Origin of the sequence: Methanosarcina barkeri str. Wiesmoor (assembly GCF_000969985.1) — an archaeon.
Taxonomy (GTDB): domain Archaea; phylum Halobacteriota; class Methanosarcinia; order Methanosarcinales; family Methanosarcinaceae; genus Methanosarcina; species Methanosarcina barkeri_B.
The window spans coordinates 1,167,410-1,188,098 of the sequence record NZ_CP009526.1 but is presented as its reverse complement, the minus strand read 5'-3'; the positions used below and the strand labels follow the sequence as shown (position 1 = coordinate 1,188,098).

Annotated in this window: 15 protein-coding genes and 2 pseudogenes; 7 read left to right on the top strand and 10 right to left on the bottom strand. The window is 37.8% G+C overall.

Annotated features, from left to right (window positions below):
• Positions 1 to 184: 184 nt before the first annotated feature.
• From argH to MSBRW_RS05240, 3 genes are all read right to left on the bottom strand, one after another.
• Entirely contained in the window at positions 185 to 1,660 is a 1,476-nt protein-coding gene (gene argH / locus MSBRW_RS05250; RefSeq protein WP_011305052.1) for an argininosuccinate lyase, read from the bottom strand.
• Between the two features lie 509 nt (positions 1,661 to 2,169).
• Positions 2,170 to 2,595, bottom strand: coding sequence for a hypothetical protein (locus MSBRW_RS05245; RefSeq protein ID WP_011305053.1), 426 nt, complete (start codon positions 2,593 to 2,595; stop codon positions 2,170 to 2,172).
• 33 nt (positions 2,596 to 2,628) lie between these two features.
• Positions 2,629 to 3,216: a reprolysin family propeptide-containing metallopeptidase gene (locus tag MSBRW_RS05240; RefSeq protein WP_011305054.1), complete on the bottom strand. Its 588-nt coding sequence runs from the start codon at positions 3,214 to 3,216 to the stop codon at positions 2,629 to 2,631.
• Between the two features lie 383 nt (positions 3,217 to 3,599).
• On the opposite strand from MSBRW_RS05240, the gene MSBRW_RS05235 reads away from it, so the two are divergent.
• From MSBRW_RS05235 to MSBRW_RS05225, 3 genes are all read left to right on the top strand, one after another.
• Positions 3,600 to 3,848 (top strand): hypothetical protein, encoded by a 249-nt coding sequence (locus tag MSBRW_RS05235; RefSeq protein WP_011305055.1) that lies wholly within the window; start codon positions 3,600 to 3,602, stop codon positions 3,846 to 3,848.
• Between the two features lie 172 nt (positions 3,849 to 4,020).
• A complete protein-coding gene (locus tag MSBRW_RS05230) occupies positions 4,021 to 4,620 on the top strand; it encodes a class I SAM-dependent methyltransferase (RefSeq protein WP_011305056.1) in 600 nt (199 codons plus the stop codon).
• A gap of 109 nt (positions 4,621 to 4,729) precedes the next feature.
• The gene (locus MSBRW_RS05225; protein WP_011305057.1) at positions 4,730 to 5,044 is read left to right on the top strand and encodes a hypothetical protein; all 315 of its coding nucleotides are present in this window, start codon (positions 4,730 to 4,732) and stop codon (positions 5,042 to 5,044) included.
• Positions 5,045 to 5,393: 349 nt separating this feature from the next.
• Here the strand turns inward: MSBRW_RS05225 and thiI are convergent, their stop codons facing one another.
• The gene (gene thiI, locus MSBRW_RS05220; protein WP_011305058.1) at positions 5,394 to 6,704 is read right to left on the bottom strand and encodes a tRNA uracil 4-sulfurtransferase ThiI; all 1,311 of its coding nucleotides are present in this window, start codon (positions 6,702 to 6,704) and stop codon (positions 5,394 to 5,396) included.
• A gap of 309 nt (positions 6,705 to 7,013) precedes the next feature.
• A complete protein-coding gene (locus MSBRW_RS05215; protein ID WP_011305059.1) occupies positions 7,014 to 10,430 on the bottom strand; it encodes a tetratricopeptide repeat protein in 3,417 nt (1,138 codons plus the stop codon).
• 755 nt (positions 10,431 to 11,185) lie between these two features.
• Between MSBRW_RS05215 and MSBRW_RS05210 the strand changes: the two genes are divergently transcribed.
• On the top strand, positions 11,186 to 12,016 hold the full coding sequence (locus tag MSBRW_RS05210) for an HD domain-containing protein (protein WP_011305060.1): 831 nt from the start codon (positions 11,186 to 11,188) through the stop codon (positions 12,014 to 12,016).
• A gap of 194 nt (positions 12,017 to 12,210) precedes the next feature.
• On the opposite strand, the gene MSBRW_RS23225 is transcribed toward MSBRW_RS05210, so the two are convergent.
• Together MSBRW_RS23225 and MSBRW_RS05200 are read right to left on the bottom strand one after the other, a co-directional pair.
• Positions 12,211 to 12,417 (bottom strand): hypothetical protein, encoded by a 207-nt coding sequence (locus MSBRW_RS23225; protein WP_048102244.1) that lies wholly within the window; start codon positions 12,415 to 12,417, stop codon positions 12,211 to 12,213.
• Positions 12,418 to 12,617: 200 nt separating this feature from the next.
• The gene (locus tag MSBRW_RS05200; RefSeq protein ID WP_011305061.1) at positions 12,618 to 13,367 is read right to left on the bottom strand and encodes a Nif3-like dinuclear metal center hexameric protein; all 750 of its coding nucleotides are present in this window, start codon (positions 13,365 to 13,367) and stop codon (positions 12,618 to 12,620) included.
• A 554-nt stretch (positions 13,368 to 13,921) separates the two neighbouring features.
• Here MSBRW_RS05200 and MSBRW_RS05195 point away from each other — a divergent pair.
• Together MSBRW_RS05195 and MSBRW_RS05190 are read left to right on the top strand one after the other, a co-directional pair.
• Positions 13,922 to 15,517 (top strand): BatD family protein, encoded by a 1,596-nt coding sequence (locus tag MSBRW_RS05195; protein ID WP_011305062.1) that lies wholly within the window; start codon positions 13,922 to 13,924, stop codon positions 15,515 to 15,517.
• A 422-nt stretch (positions 15,518 to 15,939) separates the two neighbouring features.
• Positions 15,940 to 16,917 carry a DHHA1 domain-containing protein gene (locus tag MSBRW_RS05190; RefSeq protein WP_011305063.1) on the top strand — a complete coding sequence of 326 codons (978 nt, stop codon included), beginning with the start codon at positions 15,940 to 15,942 and terminating at the stop codon, positions 16,915 to 16,917.
• A 192-nt stretch (positions 16,918 to 17,109) separates the two neighbouring features.
• Here the strand turns inward: MSBRW_RS05190 and MSBRW_RS24150 are convergent.
• Both MSBRW_RS24150 and MSBRW_RS05185 read right to left on the bottom strand, forming a co-directional pair.
• Positions 17,110 to 17,311 (bottom strand): annotated as a pseudogene (locus tag MSBRW_RS24150) (IS1634 family transposase); the annotation flags it as partial.
• Between the two features lie 11 nt (positions 17,312 to 17,322).
• Positions 17,323 to 18,332 (bottom strand): annotated as a pseudogene (locus MSBRW_RS05185) (transposase).
• Between MSBRW_RS05185 and MSBRW_RS23220 the strand changes: the two are divergent.
• Complete coding sequence (locus MSBRW_RS23220) at positions 18,265 to 18,435, top strand: hypothetical protein (RefSeq protein ID WP_230670192.1); 171 nt, start codon at positions 18,265 to 18,267, stop codon at positions 18,433 to 18,435. The pseudogene MSBRW_RS05185 and the gene MSBRW_RS23220 overlap by 68 nt on opposite strands.
• Positions 18,436 to 18,743: 308 nt before the next feature.
• Here MSBRW_RS23220 and MSBRW_RS05180 read toward each other — a convergent pair whose 3' ends face one another.
• Positions 18,744 to 19,781 carry an acyltransferase family protein gene (locus tag MSBRW_RS05180; protein WP_011305066.1) on the bottom strand — a complete coding sequence of 346 codons (1,038 nt, stop codon included), beginning with the start codon at positions 19,779 to 19,781 and terminating at the stop codon, positions 18,744 to 18,746.
• Positions 19,782 to 20,689 lie beyond the last annotated feature (908 nt).

The following is a 20,689-nucleotide window of genomic DNA, read 5'->3' as shown; positions in this document are numbered from 1 at the left end:
TTCTTGTATAATACCTGGCTACTTTTACAATATTATGCATTTTGCATGGTACTGATAAGTCAAAGTAGTATTAATACTGAAATTAATACTAAGTTTAAGAGGTCAATGTAATATTAATGCTGAGTATTATACTTAGTTCATTGACATCAAGTATACTTAAGTATGGAGTTTGCTTCGTTATATCTCAAGCTTGCCTGTACTCATTAACGGTTGCAAGTAGATTTTCAAAAGCTGAGTCTGTAATATCTTTCAGGGTTGCAATTTCCTGCCTGTTAAGTTCAAGCTCGGTCTGCCTTTTCGAGAGGTAATTTCGCATTTCTTCGGGAGCTGGTCCGCCAGCGATTTTTCTTATCTCTACGTTCGAAAATGGGTTCAGGGCTTCTTTTACCATTTTCTCCTTGAGCCCACGGCTTGAAAGAGATTCGCCCAGCACAATTTCGGCAACGGAATCGATTTTTTTTAGAGTTGGTTTTTCCATTTCCCTTGCAAGCATCCCGACGATCTGGTGGGCAGTCCTGAAAGGAATTCCGGTTTCCCGGACAAAGGTATCCGCAAGTTCGGTTGCGGTTGTAAAACCTGTAACTGACTGGGCAACAAGCACTTCAGGACGGACTTTCATAGTTTTTATCATCCCTTCCATGATCCTTACTGAAGCCCTTACCGTTTCTACAGACCGCCAGAGATTTGGAGTTGCTTCCTGAAGGTCGCGGTTGTAACTCAGGGGAAGCCCTTTGCAGATTGTAATCAGAGACATTAGTGCGCCCACTGCTACTCCTGTTTTCCCGCGCATAAGTTCGGCAGTGTCAGGATTTTTCTTCTGCGGCATGATTGAAGAAGTAGAAGCGTACATATCGTCCAGTTCTATGAAATTGAATTCGGAAGAGGACCATATTACAAGTTCTTCAGCCATACGGCTCAGGTTTATCATGAGGTTTGTAAATCCTGAGGCGCATTCAATAAGAAAGTCTCTGGTGCTAACCGCATCCATTGAATTTTCAAGCAAGCCGTCAAAGCCCAGAAGCTCCTGGGTCCTTTTCCTGTTCAGGTTAAAACCCGTGGAAGCAAAAGCTGCAGCCCCAAGCGGGCAGAGGTTTACCCTGGAGTAAGCGTCCTGAATCCTGTCAAAGTCCCTGCCAAGAGCGGCTTCGTGGGCGCAGAGGTGATGAGCAAGTGTTGTCGGCTGGGCATGCTGCATGTGAGTAAAACCAGGCATGAGCGTCTCGGTATGTTTTTCCGCAAGGGTTAGAAGTGCTTGCCTCAGCTCATGGATTTCTTCAAGCAGCCCGGTCAGTTCTTCCCTGAGCACCAGCCTGATACAAGTTGCAACCTCATCGTTTCTGGAACGCCCAGAATGCATCCTGCCCCCAACGTCTTCCCCAACCATATCGATGAGCCTTGACTCAAGAGAGATATGGATGTCTTCATAGCTGAAATCGAGCTTTTCCATCCCTTCCTCCCGGATTTTTAAAAGCCCACTAAGGATTTTACTGCAGTCCTCCCTATTTATGATGCCCTGCTCTTTTAGCATTACTGTGTGGGCAAGGTCTACTGCTATGTCAGCATCAAAAATCCACCTGTCAGCTTCCATAGAGGAGGTATAACGTAAGATTTCCTCGTCCTGGGCAGCCTCCAGCCTGCCTCTGCGTAAAATATTGCTCATCGGTTTTCCTCTCTCTGATTTTTGTGATATCAGTAGGTGTAAGTATAATTCCTGTTGATACGAATATTCCTGTTGATACGAATCTAATTTCTGTTAATATCTGTGGCAATAGTATTTGTGAAACTAATATGAGATTTGATATGAGGCTTATAAGATTTAATATAAAACTTAAATGAAATACTTGATGCAAGATTTAAAGTAAGATTTGTAGCGTGGTATTATTTCGAACGCTTAAATATGAATCGGTTTCGGGAAGTTATCCTTGTTTTTCTTTTAAGGCTAACTGTATCAGGTAGGCCCTTGTTTTTTTCAGTAAAAATTTTTGAAAACTATCACGGCTTACTTACTTGTCCGGTTTCTTTCGGTATCCCAAAAAGGCTAGTCATAAGGAAAGCTTAAGTTCATTTAATGTCCGCGGTTTCGAAGTACAACCGGATATCAGCGATTTATGACATCGTACTATCAGGCAAGAAAATTCCTTAACCGATGACCAATGTATAAGATTTAATTCATGGAATCGCAATGCCTATGTCCAATGGATCATCAGGTTGTATCTCTATATCGATATATATTGCTAGATCACTAGCATCATTAGAGATCATTTCAGTCTTTGTAATATTGTTGTCTAATGTAGCTTTAATGTATGTCCCTGATGTCAGTGTAAATGGAAATTGTTTTCTCATGTATTCTTTTTTAGGAGCTGACATATATGATTCGTTAAATATAGAGGTATTTTTTGAGTCGAGTACTTCTACAGTAACTTCATGGCTTTTATCACCCCAATTATGTATAAAAAAATAATTACCGCTTTCTTTGTCGTTATTATTTTCATTTTTGTCAAGAAGAATATTCTGCTTAATAACAGGAATTAAAACAATAATGCTTATCAACAAAAGGAATATGCATACAAATATGACTAATTTTTTTCTTGACATGTTAATTCCTCAACTAAGATTTCTCTATTATAACTAGGACTTCCTCACTTGAGGAACAAAATAAATTACGGGAAAAACAGTACAATATGCCAAAATATTTCCCGTCTTAATCTCATCTGAAGAATAGACTATATGGACAACTTTGTTGTTATATTTCTTAGCAGTCTGGTCAATATAATAACTTTTATTATCAACGTTTATTTCTCCGATAAGAACGCCATCCCCTGCTGTTAATACGACGCTACTATTTGCTTCCCCAACAACTGTTCCAGTATACGAATAGGATTTAGGAGCATCTGAGATAGATCCATCTGCTGCTGTAATTGTTGCGTTGTCACTTACTATATGTATTTTCTGAAGTTTAAGATCAAAATTTTGTCCTAACAGTCTAAGTGTAACCTGACCATCAGCTGCATCATCGAGAAAAGCTGTAGGATTTGTAGTAACAGTTTCAAAATTATCTAGTGTATCATTGAAGTCAAGCAATTTTTTGTCGAAGGCAATGTTATTTATTATATCTGATTTGTCGTCCTCTGTAGTTGTACTTACTGCCAGTACAACTACAACAGTTACTATCAAAAATGTTGCAAATATTGCGCTTACTCCAAATATTTTATTCATTGCTATTTATTATCTCCTAAGGATTTTACCCCGGAGGCAGGATTTAAGTAAGCTTAAATATACGCAAAATTAATGTAATTTGCTCCAAAGTTATCTAACCTGCTTCTGGGCGCCTGGAGTTCAAATAGATCTTCCACATTACATTTGAACTCCATAATTTGTTTTATGTTTGCTGTTATATACTTTATCGAAAAACTCCTCAAATTAACTATTTTCATTCTTTTTAGTGCTTATTAATTATCCATCTTTTTGATTTTTTAGTTATTGACCAAAATTATAATATACAATAATAAAGCCTCAAGATCGCCAGATAATTATAAAAATAAAAGTATTATATAATATCATAATAAAAGTAAATATTTAATAAAACACCGCGAGATAAAATGATCTATTCCTATATTTTGTGTCATTATACAAAGAGTTCCATTGCAAAAATTACCGAATTAAAGGACACGAGCACCGGGAAGTCGTACAAAGGCGGTAATAATTGCGCTACAACTCCCTCAATGCATCAGGACGACAACAGATGCCAGATAATCGGAGACATCGAAGAAAGGCCAATAATCCCGGAAATTGGAATTGAAATGATAAACAACCTGATTAAAACATATTTTCTAAGTCCATTTCATTAACTTTTTTGTGTCGTTAATGTTTTACGCTTAGGTTTTACGCTTCGTATAATTATTGAAAAATTTTGTGATTTATCAAATTATTTTTCTATATTTAAACATCTTCCCTTCTTATTGATAATTCTCCTTGCATATCCCAAAAAAGCTAATCATGAAAAACGCATAAATTTGCTTAATGTCCGTTGTTTCAAAGTATAACCGAATAGCACCCATATACGAACTGATAGACTTGCCTCTGGAATATTTCTTTTTCCGGGAATGGAGAAAAGAAGCTCTTTCAGGCCTGAGCGGAAAAATTCTGGAAGTCGGGGTGGGCACCGGAAGAAACCTGAAATACTATCCGGCAAGCTGTAGGGTAATAGGAATCGACAAAAGTAAAAGGATGCTCCGACGAGCCCAAGAAAAAGCCGAAGGCAGGAAAAACATTACTCTTTATCCTATGGATGCCGAACATCTTGAATTTCCTGATAACAGCTTTGACTATGTGATCACAACTTTTGTCCTCTGTACAATCCCCGATCCTGTGAAAGCTCTTAAGGAAATGAGGCGAGTCCTGAAACCATCAGGGGAACTGATAGCTCTTGAACATGTGCACAGTGACTACCCTTTTGTTGACTTCATAGAACATTTAATTAATCCGGTTCTGTTTATTCTTCTTGGGGATCATACAACCCGACATACCGTGAAAAATATTGAAAAAGCCGGCTTCACCATTAAGGAAGCGAAAAAACTGGCTTTTAAGGATGTTTTCAGGAAGATCAGGGCAAAACCATAAGATTTCTTTTTTATTTGATTGAGCTCATCTTAACAAAGAAGTTAAAAAGGAAAGAACCAATCACTGGATAAATAAAAAATGGAAATTCGGTGGAGATATTCATGCACCAATGGAAAACAAACTCAAATTTCTATATGAGACTGGAAGGAAAGAACAGGTAAGAATGTACCTGAGAACCCAGAACATCAGAGATGAGACTTTTGATGAACAGTATAAAAAGAGAAATGACTGTGAAAAGATACACGGACATATTAAAGGTACAGTAAAGTTTGATATCAAAAGAGTGAGAAATCAGAGTAGAAAACTCTATTCTCTATCGAGTTTCATAGCATATCAACTACTGGTATTAACAGAAATGCAAAATAAGATTGGAGATAAATTCATTTGGAAGGTACTTTTAAAGAAATGGCATCAAATTAGATAAGGGATTTAAAAGCTAATTTGAGATCCTTTGAGATAATCCTTAAAAAGGCTTACAAGTAACAATAACATTAATAAAAAATTAATAAAAAAGAGCTTATAATAACTGTGTAACTTTTGGTGGTCATACGTAAGAACGAGCAAAGCTAACAGATCCAGAAGGATATATTTTGAAACCTTTCAAAGAAGAAGACCTATGCAAAAATATAGAGATCGCTCTTCTTAAAAGCCGGTCAAAAAAGAAAAAATAAGAGAGCTTTTAGAGTTCAAGTTAATGTCGTAAAAAATTAATTGAAAACATTAAAAATTAATTGAAAGCTTTTAAAAACTAATAGAAAGAAATCATCACTTTTTCAGAGTTTAAGGACTTTTGCGGCTTTCATAGCATTGAAAACCATGGTCTCGATATCCATTTTTTGTTCTTCAGTTACGACAAGGTCATAATTTGCTCCTATTTCAGGCCGCTCAGGCACAGCAGTGCAACTGCCTGCAGGTTGACTGGAAATATCATAGGTTCCGATTTTGCGGGCAATGTCTATTATCTCTGTTTTATCAAAGGCAATCAAAGGATGGTAAATAGGAATAGCAAGCTGATAAATTTCAGCATACATATTGGCAGCAGTTTGGGAAGCTACCTGTCCCAGGGAAGAACCAGTAATAATTCCACTTGCACCTTCTTTTTTCATAACCTCGTAGGCTTCCCTGTACATCATTCGTTTGCAGAGAAGACAGGTATTTTTTCGGTTGCAGATGTCGATAAAAGTCCGAAGATTGGGGCCGTGAGGAAGTTCATAAGTCTTAAACTGATGCCCTGGAGCCCATTTCTGGAGCTGGCGAATACATTCAAAAGCGCGTTCTCTTGCGGCGTTCTCGGCATAGGGCGAAGTATTACAGTATACCGGAATAATCATAACTCCGCGTTTCATCATAAGCCAGGCTGCAACCGGAGAGTCAAGCCCACCGGACATTAAAACAACCATACTTCCCTGTGTGCCTAGAGGAAGACCCCCTACTCCTTTAAATGTTTCCAGATAGACGTAAGCGAGATTTTGCCTCATTTCTACAAAAACTTCTTTATCAGGAGAACTAAGGTCAACTCTGGGATGCTTCCCTTTTTTTTCCAGAGCACTCCAGACGGCATCTCCGCAGGTTCTGCCTATGTCCACCGAAGAAAAAGGATGGTTCCCGCTTCTTCTAGCCCTGACCGCAAAAGATTCGCCTTCTAAAACCAGGTCCTTAGCCAGGGTAGCACATACACTGGCTGTGCTCTCAAGGGTAGGCTCAGTTGTCAATGCAGGGGAAGTAGAGACAATCCCAAAAACGTCAGCAGCTGCTTCAGCCGCACGGAAATCCATAGTCTCGATAAATATCCGGCCCCATTCCCGACGTATCTGGAAATATGGAATATCTCGAGATTCCAGCATTGCCGCAATATTCTTCATAAGAATTTTCTCATACCAGTTCCGAACCCCTGTACTTTTAAGGGCAAGTTCGCCATACCGAACTATGATTACATTAGGTGGGATTTCAGGCCTTAAAGAAGAGGGGCCTGAACCAGGGTTATCTGGATTTTCAATATAATCTTCCGGTGTATGCTTGCTTTCTCTCGAGGTATGGGCACCAGCCTTAGGCCTTGCCTCGATATCATTGGAATTGTCTGTCATGGATGCTTACGGTTAGGATGGCATGAAGTTTAAAACTTTCAGGATAAAGAATTTTATTTGCAAAAGTTACAGAATTAGTATTACAGAGTTGATAAGCCAAAAAAAATAATAAAAAGCTAACAGACTAGGAGAAAAAAATAATAAGACAGAAAAAGTTAATAAACCTGGGTAGTAGCATAAAAAGAGAAAGGCAAATCGTACCGGTATGCAGCTAAATGCATACCGGAAAAGGTTTCTGTTTTTCAATTTTCCGGAATTTGAGTTTTAGTCGGGTTCCTTAATACTCCATTCTTCACTGCTATTTTCTCTTCACCCATCAGGCTCGGGAACATACCAATAATCTGGATCCTCACTTTCCTGCTCATCATCAAGCTCCGAATATTCACTTTCCTGCCCATACTCAAGCTCAGTAGGATCCTCGCTTTCCTGTCCATCATTAAGCTCCGTAGTATTATAATTGCTGCTGTTATTTTCCGGGCTGTCGGAGGATTCAGTTATCTTTCCTAATAAAGGTGCAGTCGTGTTTGTACTTACATTTCCTGAGACATTTTCTTCTCCTCCGTACCATCTTGAAGGCAGGGAATAATTCAGAGTGCTATTATAATATTCAGGAAGGAAGAACTTAGTTCCTCTTTCCTGCAGAGCGTCCACAAAACCTGGATCTATCTCATCTAGTTTTGCCTTGCATGCAGCAGCCTCATCTAGTTTCTTTAGAGTATAAAGCGCAAACCGTTTATTGTAAAGAGCCGAAGGTGAGTTCGGACTAATTGCAAGGACATTATCATAGCATGAAACTGCTTCTTCAGTTTCTCCCATCATGTTATGAATGTATCCTTTGTTATACCATGCTGTGATACAATCAGGTTTAAGCTGTACTGTTTTGTTGAAACAATTAAGGGCTGCTTTATTGCTGCTTAACGTGAGATAAGTACAGCCCTGGAAATACCAGGCTGTAACATTGTCTGGACTGTATTCCAGAGCCTTATCGTAACAGTCAATAGCTTGCTGATATTTTTCCAGCTTGTAGAGCACAAAGCCTTTGTTATTGTAAGCACCCACATTGCCCGGATCCAGCTCAAGAATTCTATCGTAACAGCCCACTGCTCCCTCAAAGTCTCCGCTGTTCTCCAGAGCTTTTCCTTGTTTGTAAATTATCTCCCTGTTGTTCGGTGAGATTTCAAGCATTCTCTCATAACATGCAGCAGTTTCCTCATACCTGCCAAGTGCCTCAAGTAAAGAGGCTTTCTCAGCCAGGATCTGGGAATTTTCAGGCTGAAGCTTAATTATTCTATCGTAATCTGCCAGCGCGTCATTGGATTTATTGGATTTCGAGAGAGCAAAAGCCCGACTTCTGAGCGCCTCAAGGTTTTCAGGCTCAGAGTTAAGAAGTTTAGTGTAACAGGAAATTGCCTCGTCATACCTGCTCAGATTCGAGAGAGCAAGACCTTTCCCAAGGAGGGCATCTGAGTTACTGGAGTTTAGAGTAAGCAACTGGTCATAGTAACTGACTGCTTCTTCAAGCTTTCCAAGATCACCTGTAGTAGAGGCTATCCCATACAGAGCTGTACTTGACTGTGGATCAAGGTCCAGGGCTTTCCTGTAGCATTCCAGAGCTTCCTCACTTCTGTCTAACCTATCAAGTATCGAGCCTTTTTCATACCAGGCCTCAGCACGTGCAGGATTAATTGCAAGCACCATATCATAAGAATTAAGTGCATCGTCGTACATTCCGAGTTTACCGTAGATTGAGGCCTTTCCATACCATGCGGCATCGTAACTGATATCGGGGCTAAACAGGTTCAGATCTTCGGAAGGCTCATCGCGGTCTTCTGAGCTTGCGTATTCATAGTTCAGAAGATATGCCCAGAAACCTCCAGAAAGCATCTGGGCAGGATTGGCATCTGCACTATTGTTTTTAACATGCTCTGATATTAGAGCTTCTGTTGAGTCCTGTTTCATGTTTTTGTTCAACTTAAAGCGCGCAGCCGAATATTCGGGATCGATCAGAAGAGTCTGGTTATAACATTCAGAAGCTTCTGCATGCTTTCCGAGTTCATCAAGAACAAGCCCTTTATTGTACCAGGCAACTGCGCTGCTGGGCACAGCCCCAAGGACTTTGTTGTAACATGTGAGCGAACTTTCGTATTCTCCAAGTTTCGCCAGGGCAAAAGCCTTGCCAGCCCAGGTAAGGGTATAGTTTTCATCAATCTCGAGAGCTTTATCATAGCTTTCTACTGCATCTTTGTAGTCTTTGATTTTTGAAGAGTCTAAGCCTTTCCGATACCAGACTTTAGCATACCCGGAGTCCAGTTTCAGGGCTCGGCCATAGCATTCAATTGCCTCTTCGTACCTGCCAAGCCTTTCAAGATCCAGGCCTTTTAGATACCAGACAACAGCATGTCCAGACTCTGTTTCAAGAACCTTATCATAACACTCAATCGCAGATTCGTATTTTTCAAGCTTATCAAAAGCTAGGGCTTTCTCGTACCAGATTTTAACTGTAGGTGACGACTTAAATTCAGGATTTTCGGGATAAGATGGAAGTGCAGCTTCGTAAACATTTAGTTGTTCGAGCGAATCACTTCCGATTTCCTCAACCTGAACCCCTGTGTCCGGGTTAAGCGCCTTATCATAGCACGCTATTGCAGCGTCATATTGGCCGGTCTTATTAAGCAGAGAACCTTTACTATACCAGGCTTCGGAACTGCCAGGATCGTAGACCAGAACCTCGTCATAGCACTGAAGAGCTTCATCATTTCTTCCAAGCTTTTCAAGGCATACACCTTTTCTCTGTAAAACATCAAGATTTTCAGGCTCGGACAGAAGAACAAACTCGTAGCAAGTAAGCGCCTCATCATAAATTCCCATCTTTTCAAGGTTAACACCTTTATTATGCCAGGCATTTACCAGATCTGGATTAAAAGAAATTGCTTTGTCATAACAGTCTATTGCAGTTTCGTAATCACCGGATTTATCAAGAACTACTCCTTTCTGATACAAGAGTTCAGCATTGTCAGGAGTAATATTAAGAGCGCTGTCAAGGTATTCAATTGCCTCAGGATACTTCTCAAGTCCGAGGTAAGCCATTCCCTGCATCTGCAGAGAGCTGGAAGAATTGGAATTCAGTTCAATAGATTTATCATAAGAGTTCAGAGATTCCTGATCAAGCCCCAGCTGCTCAGAGGCAAGAGCTTTTCGGTACCATACCGTAGAGAGATAGGTATTTGCAGCAAAGCTTTTGTCATAGAAGTTGATAGCCTCAACATAGTTATTTAGCTCAAGATGTTTGTTACCCTTATTATACCAGTTTTCGGGAGAGACCGGAAAGGTTGAAAGAGCCTTCTCATAACAGTTGACTGCTTGGTCATTCTTTCCCAGTTCGGCCAGAGAACATCCTTTTCCATACCAGGCCAATGAAGAATTAGGATCGATCTTAAGTGCATCATTATAGCAGTTTACAGAGAGCTGATATTTTTTACTAGAGTACAACGCATTTCCCTTATCAATCAAGCCTTCTATAGAAGATGGGCGCTGTGCCATTATCTCATAAAGATCAGGAGCGACTTCAGTCTTTTCATTAACTTCATTCTTCTCATAGTCTTCTGCAACCAGCTCCTTACCTGTAACAGCTCCTGCAACAGATAAAAAACCTGAAAAGAAATATAGCATCAATGCAAGGAGAATAAAAAAACCAACAATCAAATTATTTTTCCTAATTGAGCTCATTAAATACCCCTGTTTACTCTAATGAGTTCTTATGAAGACTTTTCATAAAGAGTCTCAAACTATCATTATACTCACTAATTATACTCACTATTCTGTGCTGTCTCTATACCTGCGTAAGCGCGAACAATTAAAGAATAAAAGTAACTAGATAAAATCTTTTTGCATCACCCGTGGATAATTTATTCAGTTTAAGGGGACGGCCCCATACATTACCATTTAATTTGGCGAGTCCCCCCATATAAAAGTTGTGGAGTTTAAAAAGAATCCTCGGATCGTCATTATATCTAACTCAAAAGTATATTATGGTTAGAGAAATAATAAATCGTAAAATAAAAACATTTTTACAGTAGGATAAAATTAATAAAGATTAAGATTAATAATCAAATTGCGTGCGGCCACCCCACCCTAAAGGATGGGGTATGCTTCGGGCCTCCCGCCCGGTTTCTGGGGAATAGTTAAGTATCCATTTACAAGACTTCCTTGATGCAGAGTTTCATTACCAACTTATGTAACCATGAGACTAAGAAACCTACTTTACAAAGAAGCAACGGTACAGAGGTTTAAACGAAACCAAAAAGAGGCGAGGGTTCACTTCATCCCCAATCTAAAGAATAGGGTATTCGTGACCCTCTGCGCTCCCGTAGTAATAAAGACTAAAATTAATAATAAAGAATAAAATTAACGATTAGATTATAGCCTCAAAGCCTCCGTAGATATACGAAAATGTTATACATTGAAAATCCTATTGAAAAAGCATGCAGAAGGAAGACCTGGACTTTTTCAAAAAATGGTTTCTGGATTATGTAGACCAATTTTCCTCTCCTGAAGTCTTTATCCAGGAAAACGTTGAGCTAAAAATCAAACATACGACGAGAGTATGTGAAAATATTCTTTTACTTGCCAAAGCAGAAAATTTAGAGGAGAGAGATTGCAGGCTCGCTGAAACAATAGCCTTATTTCATGACCTGGGCCGCTTTGAACAGTTTACTAAATACAGGACGTTCAAAGACTCAGAATCTGAAGATCATGCTTTACTTGGCGTAAAAATCCTGGAAAATACCGGGATTCTTTCTATTCTATCTCGGAAAGAAAAAGATATAATCCTGAAAGCTGTGGAATATCATAATCGCATGGAGATTCCCAAATGCACAGAAACTACCAGCGAATTCCTTTTTTATTTGAAATTGATCAGGGACGCCGATAAGCTTGATATCCTGAAGCTTGTGAGTGAAGATTATGAGAAAGAAGAAGAGTTCAGGAATCCAGCCCTTGAACTCAATATTCCCGATACGCCTGGATGTTCGGAAAATATAGTTGCGGATGTTCTGAATAATAGGATGGCAAAGCTTGCAGATGTAAAAAACCGGAATGACATTAAACTCCTTCGCCTGAGCTGGATTTTTGACATTAGTTTTCCTGCAGCTTTTTCCCTTCTCAGAGAACACGGCTATCTTGAGGCAATTCTGTACTCAATGCCAGAGACTGAAAAAGTGCAGCTGGTACGCGAACATATTGAGAGCTATTTGAACTCGGTTGAGACCAGAGCCAGAAGTAAAGCTGTGAAAAATGATATAGAAAAGCTGTGAAAAAGGATATTATTTGAGCCAATAGGTATTAAAGAGTATAAATCAAGTTAAACTGAAACGTTAGTGAAGTTTCAGATAAACTGAAGCAAAAGAGAAAAGAAAACAACATATGAAAATTTTAAAAATGATTTGCTGGAAAAAGAGAAATCCATTCTGAATTCATTACATCCACTCTAAATTCATCACATATAAGTTCATTCCATGTATCTTCTACGAGATTCATTGCCCAGACTACGCCGGTAATCCGAACGAACCTGGTTTCTGGATTGTTCTTCAAGCATTGATTCTAAGGAATCTTCTGTAAGTTCTTCCTCCATATTTTTATTCTTTTTCTTTATTTCCGCTCTGTTTTCATCTTTTTTTCCTAGATCTGGTCTACTTTGATCCTTTTTTTCTGTCATATTAGAATTACTCCTACGTTCACAGAGTTAAAACATTTTTTCGCTGTAATCTACATTTCTGCGTAAACTTATTCTCAATAATTTTAATTAGGGCATTATTTTAATTAAAATCATGTTTTAGTTAAAGTCTCATTTTTAGTCTCATTTTTAGTTTGAGTTTTTCAGAATCTTCCTCTATGGGATAGAACCCAGAAAGATGTTCAGGTTTTATTAATCGCCTTGAGTCCGGAAGGCTGTTCGATAAATTCCACTTCAAGCCCCGAAATTTCATGTAGTCTGGAGCATAAAGCCTCCATGCCCGGATTTTCCGTAGCATAGTGAGTGGCGTCAATCAGGCAGAGATCCTCATACTCGCGGAGAATATTATGCTTAAGTTCAGAAGATATGAAGGCATCAACTCTATTTGCCCTTGCAATTTCAAGGAACTCATTTGCAAAGCCACTGCCACCGAAGACCATTACCCGCCTCATCCCCTTTTTTTCTCCGGCATACATGACAGGAGTTTTCAGGGTTTCCGAAACATGAGACGCCAGTTCAGCCGAAGTACAGGGTTCGATCTCTCCTATTCTGCCAATTTCCACATTTTCGAGATTCTTTAACCCGAGCCTTGCAGCAAGCACATCATTAATACCTCCTTCGGCCCTATCATAGTTTGTATGCATACTGTAAAGGGATATCCCGTTATCAAGGGCAAGCCTGAGGGATTCAGCCAGGGATTTTGAAATTTTGTTTATCGGATGGAAGATAAGGGTGTGGTGGGTAACCAGAAGATTTGCTCTCATTTCTGCAGCTTTCTTAAGTACGTAAGAACTGGCATCGAGGGCAACTGCAATTTTTTCTATATTGTTTTCCAAATTGAGAATTAGCCCGATCCTGCCTTTGTCAAAGTCTTCAGCAAGTTCAGGTGGCGCGATTTCTTCGAGAATTTCTACGACTTTCATAAGTTCCATGAAAAAACCTCTTATATCCGGAAGGGACTGCTACTTCTTGATTGGATTTAGAGACTTCCGAGACTTCCTTTCCTGATTCTGTTAGAGATACACAACTTAAAAAGAAAACGACACTATATAAGAAGTTTATTCAAGAAGGAAAACAGTACAAAAAATTAAAATATGAGATACCAAGATAACTTATAGAGTTTAGACAAATTTCGGATTAAAACGGCCTTAATACTACCATGTAGATCTAACCAGTGTAGACAAGCAAATTACAGAACATTAAATGATCTTGGACTTCAATGGGGAAACCATGAAATTGGAGTTAATTTAACATCGAGTTAGAAAATGTAAATCATAGGGGAGTGCTGGGGCAAAATCAATGCATCGAATAATAAAATACGACTGGTATCATATGACTGGTATCACTTGTGAATAAACAGTTAGTAATTGTATATAAATTATAAAATATAAAAAACATAAAGAGCCGTAGCCATTACAGCAGCTCAAAATGCATGCTTCCAGTGCGAAAATCCAGTATAAAGAGATCAAATTCAAGGAAGGTAACTATGGCGAAGAAGCTTGCACTGATCGCATTACTTGCCGTTTTCTTCACTTCGGCTTTCTCAATAATCGCTCTTGCGGAAGAAGACATCGAGTGGGTAGAGAAAAAGGATGGAGCAACACTGTACTGGGGGAATACAGTAACAGTTAACGGCTATGATATAAAGGCAGAAGATTTTAATGATAACAAACAAGTTTTTGTTTCAATCTCAAAGGATGGGGAAAAACTGAAGACATCTCCGCTTTCCGCAGGCATGGAAGTCGTATATGACGACAGGGTAAAGGTTTATGCCCAGAAAGTGGACCCGAATTATGAGACTCTCAAGAAGGATGGAAAGGAATTCAAGACAGGAAACTGGAACCCTTATGCTAAACTTGATATCCTTATAAAAGGAGAGCCAGAGTTTGACATAGACGTTGAAACCAAAAAAGACACATATGATTCGAAATCTACCGGAGACAGTTCAATCGATGTCTTGGTAGAGATTAAAAACGATGGAGACGCAAAAGCTGAAAATGCCGTTCTAACTATCGACACGGCTGGAATGGAGATCCTTAAAGGAAAAAAGAAGTATACGCTTGGAGATGTACTTAAAGATGAGGCTCTTGAACCTGTGAACATTACATTGAAAGCTCCCAAGCCGTGGGAAGACACCGAACTTAATATAACTGCAAAAATTACATGCGAGGATGTAAGGGACGAGAAGTACGAAGACATAGGCTTCAAAGTCATAAAAATAGAAAAAAAATGGGGCCTTGTTATTTCAAAATTTATTACAAGAGACAATCACATGGGAAGGCCTATCCATGTCTCGGTCAATGTCCGGAACTCAGGGCTCTGCGACATAGATGATATCGTACTTAAGGATTCGATTGCGTCCGAAACACACCTTAAGAAAGACGTGGTGCTCGAGAAGACCCTTTCCCTTAAATCCGGAGAATTAGCTGAAAAAGTTTTTGAATACACCCTGATTCCTGAAAAACCTGGAGAATTCACCTTCCCAAAAGCAACGGCTAACTTTACCCTGCCCAATGGGCAGAATGGGGACGCAGGATCTAATAACTCGGAAAAGATAAAAATTTATGGGCCTGAGATATCAGTTACAAAAACCATTAACAGACAGCAACTGAATTCTGGAGATGAACTGACTGTAATGATCACTGTAAAAAACACAGGAAACGTTGATTCAAGTGTGACAGTAACCGACACCGTACCTCCTGAAGCTAAACTAATAAGCGGGGAAACCAGTTTCAAGCAGGTTATCGGAAGCGGCGGCGGTTCAAAAACAGTAACTTACATACTGCAAATGCATAAAGAAGGGGAAATCCACCTACCTGCCTGCAAAGCAAGTTTCCTGGACCTTGACGAATACTCAGGAGAGGTTATTTCGGACACTCCTGTTATTTATGTAGGAGTACCAATTTCTCTTGAAGGAAGCAGCGAGCAGCCTGAGGGAAAAACTGACTCCAATCAGGAAAAAGATGAATCATCAGCTCTGGCGCAAAATGAAGAACCTGAAGATACTCCAGGGTTCGGTCCTGTCCTTGCTATAGCAGGACTTCTCGCAGTTACAGGCATCCTGGGAAGAAGACGCACCTGAAAAAACTTATATTAAGAGTTTCGAACGCTCTGGACTTTCCAGTGCATTCATCTTTTGTATTTAATAAAATATACTGAGAAAAGCCTCTTATTCTCACATCTCATTTTTACATCACTTTTCATTTTTTATCAGTTTTCATTTTTTTCATGACCATTTATACTACTTATGAATTATTTATTCTCATTGTTCCTACCAGTCTTCAAAAGCATTAGGTTAATAAAAGCTCTTTTTACCCTGAAACTCATTTGAATAAAAATTGAACAAAAGGAAAAATAAATATCTTTATTAATTTCCGAAATGAAAAACAAAGTATGTGAAGCAAAAAACAAAGGGTTGAAAGTGATAAAAGCTCAACACTGACGTTAGAAGAGATATTGCCGTTAGAAAAAATAAATATTTTTACGGGAAAAAGGAAGCAAAACATGAAAGAACTCCAGAACTGGATCAAAGCGAAAACTCTAATCCTTACTCACGGAGATTCGGATGGGATATGTTCAGGTGCGATTGCAAAAACCGCTTATCCGGATGCGTATGTGTATTTTACAAATCCGGTTAACCTTCTTGAAAAATTAAGGAGTATAAAGAACGTGAAAACCCTTATTGTTTGCGATATTGCAATCGATGAAAGGAACTGTTCCGAACTTCACGCAGCACTCAGAGGATTTGCGGAGAAGTGTACCCTTTACTATATCGACCACCATCCTCTCCCGAAAAGCTGTGAAAAAGAAAGCTGGTTCTACCATGACATCGAAGCCTGTTCCTCAGAATTGACCTACAGGCTCTTTGAGGACTGCCTGGACAGAGATATGCGGAGGATAGCAATCTATGGAGCAATTGGGGATTTCTGCGACAACACCCCATGTTTAAAAAACTGGGTCAAAGATTGGGATAAAAGGAATCTTTATTTCCAGGCCGGAACCCTGACCCAGGCTATATTATATAAAGGAAGGAATTACGAATTCAAGAGGAAACTTCTTGACCCTCTCTCAAAGGACATCATCCCTTCAAATATTCCAGAGTTGCTTAAACTTGCCAGGGAAGCTGCAATTAACGAGGAGAGATTAAGGCTTTTTGTTAAATATAATGTGGAAGTCCTGGGAAATAGCGCATATATTGTAAATACAAATAACTCCATTTCAAAGGCAGCGATCTATGCAGCCTCTTACGGCAGGCGGGAAGTAGGGGTTGCAGCCGAATACCGTGAAAGAAAGGGAGCTTATGACCTGAGCATCCGCTCCCGAGGAAAGGTCGACGTAAACCATATTCTCCGCTCAGTCGCTCCAAGATTCGGAGGAAGCGGCGGTGGACATCCCCTTGCGGCAGGCGCTCGAATTCCCGAAGATTCCCTTAACGCATTCCTCAGGGCTTTTGATAAAGAACTTGGAGAAGCACATGGGTAAAAAACCGGAGCACTGCGTGACTAAAAATGTTGATTCGCAACCTTTGACCCACAACCGTTAAGGTGTTGATCTCGGAGTTGATGGAATTTTCGGTCAAGCCTTTTTTCAAAAGGGTTGCAGGCAAGCAGTTTTTGAAAAGGGTTGCGGGCAAGTAGTTTTTTGAAAAGGGTTGCGGGCAAGTAGTTTTTTGAAAAGGGTTGCGTTCAAGCGTTCCTTTGCTTCATTGATGGTTGCAGGTACTCTCGATATGAAGAAAGCGTTAGTTCCTATTCTAGGATATTATCTTCAGTATAAAATATGCTGTCTGCAACATGATAGGCTATCTGATCAAGATTCAGGTTCTGTGTTACTTCGTGATGGTTTTGATGAGAACTTTCTTATTGGAATAGTCCCCTCTTAATTTCTTCATTCAGAGAAGGCTTGCAATTCCTTCCTTTCATTAATACCGTAATTTACAGTTACCCCTACTAAAAGTACAGTTAAAAAACAGTACTTTTGGACAGAACTCCTTATATATCTGTGTAAATTCTCCATAGAGTATGCTTTCTTCGCTATTTTGAATACATCTTCTATGATTGACCTTACAGATCTGAGTTCTTTCCATTTGCTTATTAACTCTTTAAACTTTGCAATTATTTCTTTGTAGAATTTAATTTCTTTTTCAGTATTTCTTCTTAAATCAAATATTTTCAGAGGATATCTAAACATATTGAAAAGTTTCTTAAAATTACAGTTTTTCCTTGGAAAAATTAAAGGTACTACCTTAAAATTTCTTACAGATATAACGTAGTTTTCATAGGAATAGTATCCTCTATCAGCATAGATAACGTCACCTGCTTTTATTATTCTCTTTCTTTTAAGTTCTTTAAGTATTTCAGGATAAATTTTAGGTTCTGCTACATTTGCTTCATTAATCAGAAACGCTAAAGGTTTTAATGTTTGAGAATCAAGTGCAAGAGTAAGTTTCATACCAATGAAGAAACCTCTATGGGTTGAATGGCCCCACTTGTATTCTTTGTTTTTTAGGCTTTCTTTGGTAATCTTTTTAGCGTGCCAGTTCAGGTTAAGGTTTATGTCAGTACTATCAATAATAATGTCTCTTGATCCATTTTTTCTCTTAGGGCATAAATCATTCAATATTTCAAAAACAAAAGCAGTAAACTCTTGGGGTTCATACTTACTAAGAATGCCATAAACTTCCTTTTCAGTTGGTACTAAACTGATTTTTAAAAAGTTTCTCAAGATTTCTCTTTCTTTTAATTCCTTTATAGCATAAGAGATTTCACAAGAAAAAACATGCTTAGAAGAACAATTTTTATAGTAGGTACTGATCTGTGGAGGGGCACAATGCCCCTCCTTGTAAGAGTTTGCTTACAGAATCTCAAATCAAAAACATTTAATATTTCGGACAACAATTTCCATTTGAAATCTTCATTTAGTGGTATAAGTGGAGGTTTCGTAATAATCACCAGAGAAGGATTAAAAATCCTTCTCAATAAAATTTACGATTTTTTATGACATTAATTAAAATTCAGACGAAAAATTGAATGTACTTTTTTGAGGGGAACTACTAATAACCTTAATTAATGGAACAAATAAGTAATAACCTCTAGTTTGAGAGTGAGTTTAAGAGGACCCTATATTGGAACTATTGCCATCCAATGCTTTTACAAAAAGAGAAATTTTGTTCTTGTCAGTAACCGTGAAAATAGAAAAACGAAATAAGTAGATTCTCTTGCCTTTAGGATGACCGCAAGTAATGTGGATAAAAACGGCATCATGAAAAATTTTTAATTTATATATCGACTTATCGAAAGTCGGTTTTATCACTCAAATATTTGATTTAATTTTAATTTTTTACTTACTTTGTACACATAAACACAGACAATTATTGTAAGGACTGCCACACCGTATGGAATGAAAAAATAATTAATTTTGAGAATATTAATAATAAATCTGCTTAACACAGGTAAAATAATCGGCCAATGAAATAAATAAATTTGGAATGAATATTTCCCACACAGCATTAGTGATTCTTTTAAATATTTGCAATTTAGTAGTAATCTAGAAAATAACATCATAAATGGTGGGAATGTTATTCCATATAATAAAATAGCATATTTATATGCAAATGATTGTGGGTAAACTATGGAAATAATAAATATTGCAGCAAAAATTGCTGAACAAATATATGAAACGGACAATTTATTTTGTTCTAATCGCTTGTAGCCATAGGCTATCCCAAAAATATAAACTGGCATATACATCATGACATTAAACAAAATACTAGGGCACTGTTTTAAAGTATCCTTATAAATAACATCAAATATCAGTAGTGGTATCCCTAAATAAAATAAAGTATCAATCTGAAAATAATATATAATTGTAAAACAAATAGTTGTTATTACAATTAGTAAAATTAGATACCCTAATTGAAAAGAAACAATATTATTTCCAACCAGAGTTTTAAGTAAACCGTCTATGTTTAAATTATTCCAAAAATGTGTAATACCTTCAAAGTTTAGGTTAAGATAATTAATTGATATATAACTGATGAAATATAGAGGAACAAACGCCAGCAGTGTATACCCAATATATGCTTTATACAGTCGAGTGAGTCTCTTAACAAAGTACCTACTTATAAATGATTTGTCGTTAATTTCTGCAGAATGATTTATCCCCATCTTAAGTCCAGATGAGAATGTAAACAAAACTAGGCCAAATGTGGCAAGATATCTTAACAAAAATATAGAATCGGGCCGATTTATCCCGCCTAACTCATGAAAGAGCACAATAAAAATAATACTAATACCATCAATTAAAGTAATTTTGTCTTTTATTTCTGAATAAAACCGAGAGATCATAGTCTAATCTCCAATTTTAGTAATAGTTTTAGTTCTGTCTAGCTATCTTTTATTTCAGTCGAATACACTGCTGCTTCAGCGGGGTGCGCCAGAGCAACTTTAATTAAATTTCAATTAATAAACATATTTTCTTTAGTACAAATGTATGAATTATTATGAAATTACACTAGATTTTTGTGATACAAACATTTAGGCATTTATCTTTACTCTCAGGTAGAATATAGTTTGATAATATTCAGGTTTTTTATTAAGTCATTTTTAATAATTCTCGTTCAAAGAGGCTTTTTACTATATGTTTCATCATAGTTGGTAAAAGAAATATTTTGCCAATTGTAACCTGGTTAGGACAAATTATAACTTATGTTGAATTTTTTTTACTTTTCAGTCTTTTATGGATCAGCTAAGCTTTTCAAGAGAAAGGTTCTGGTCAATATGATAGTTCTGGTCAATATGATAGATATCAGGTCTTCCTAAATTATAAAAATTTCCTAAATATAAACAGTTTGTGGGAAGACTCAAGTTTAAAGGTAGGATAGTTCGACATTAATAACTCTTATTTTGCCTTTCAAACAGTAACATTAGTATAATTTAGGAAAGTTTTTTTATGTATAACAGGATTTATTTAAAAATTATATTGCAAAAGAGTTCATAAAAATAATTAATATAAACACAAAAACAGAACTCGAAATTAAGCGATAAAAATCTGAAATATCCCGAAGAATAAGGCATGACGGTAGTGTCGCGAATTTGCTGTAAATTTGAAGTCAAGTTTTTGTGTAATGGAAGAAAATGGATCTCCCAATATGGAATTTACTACCCAATAACTTATGGAGATTTCTGATTTTACAGAAAAATTGGCACATTGCCGGCATAAACGTGAATCAAAGAAATTAAATAACTATAAAGTA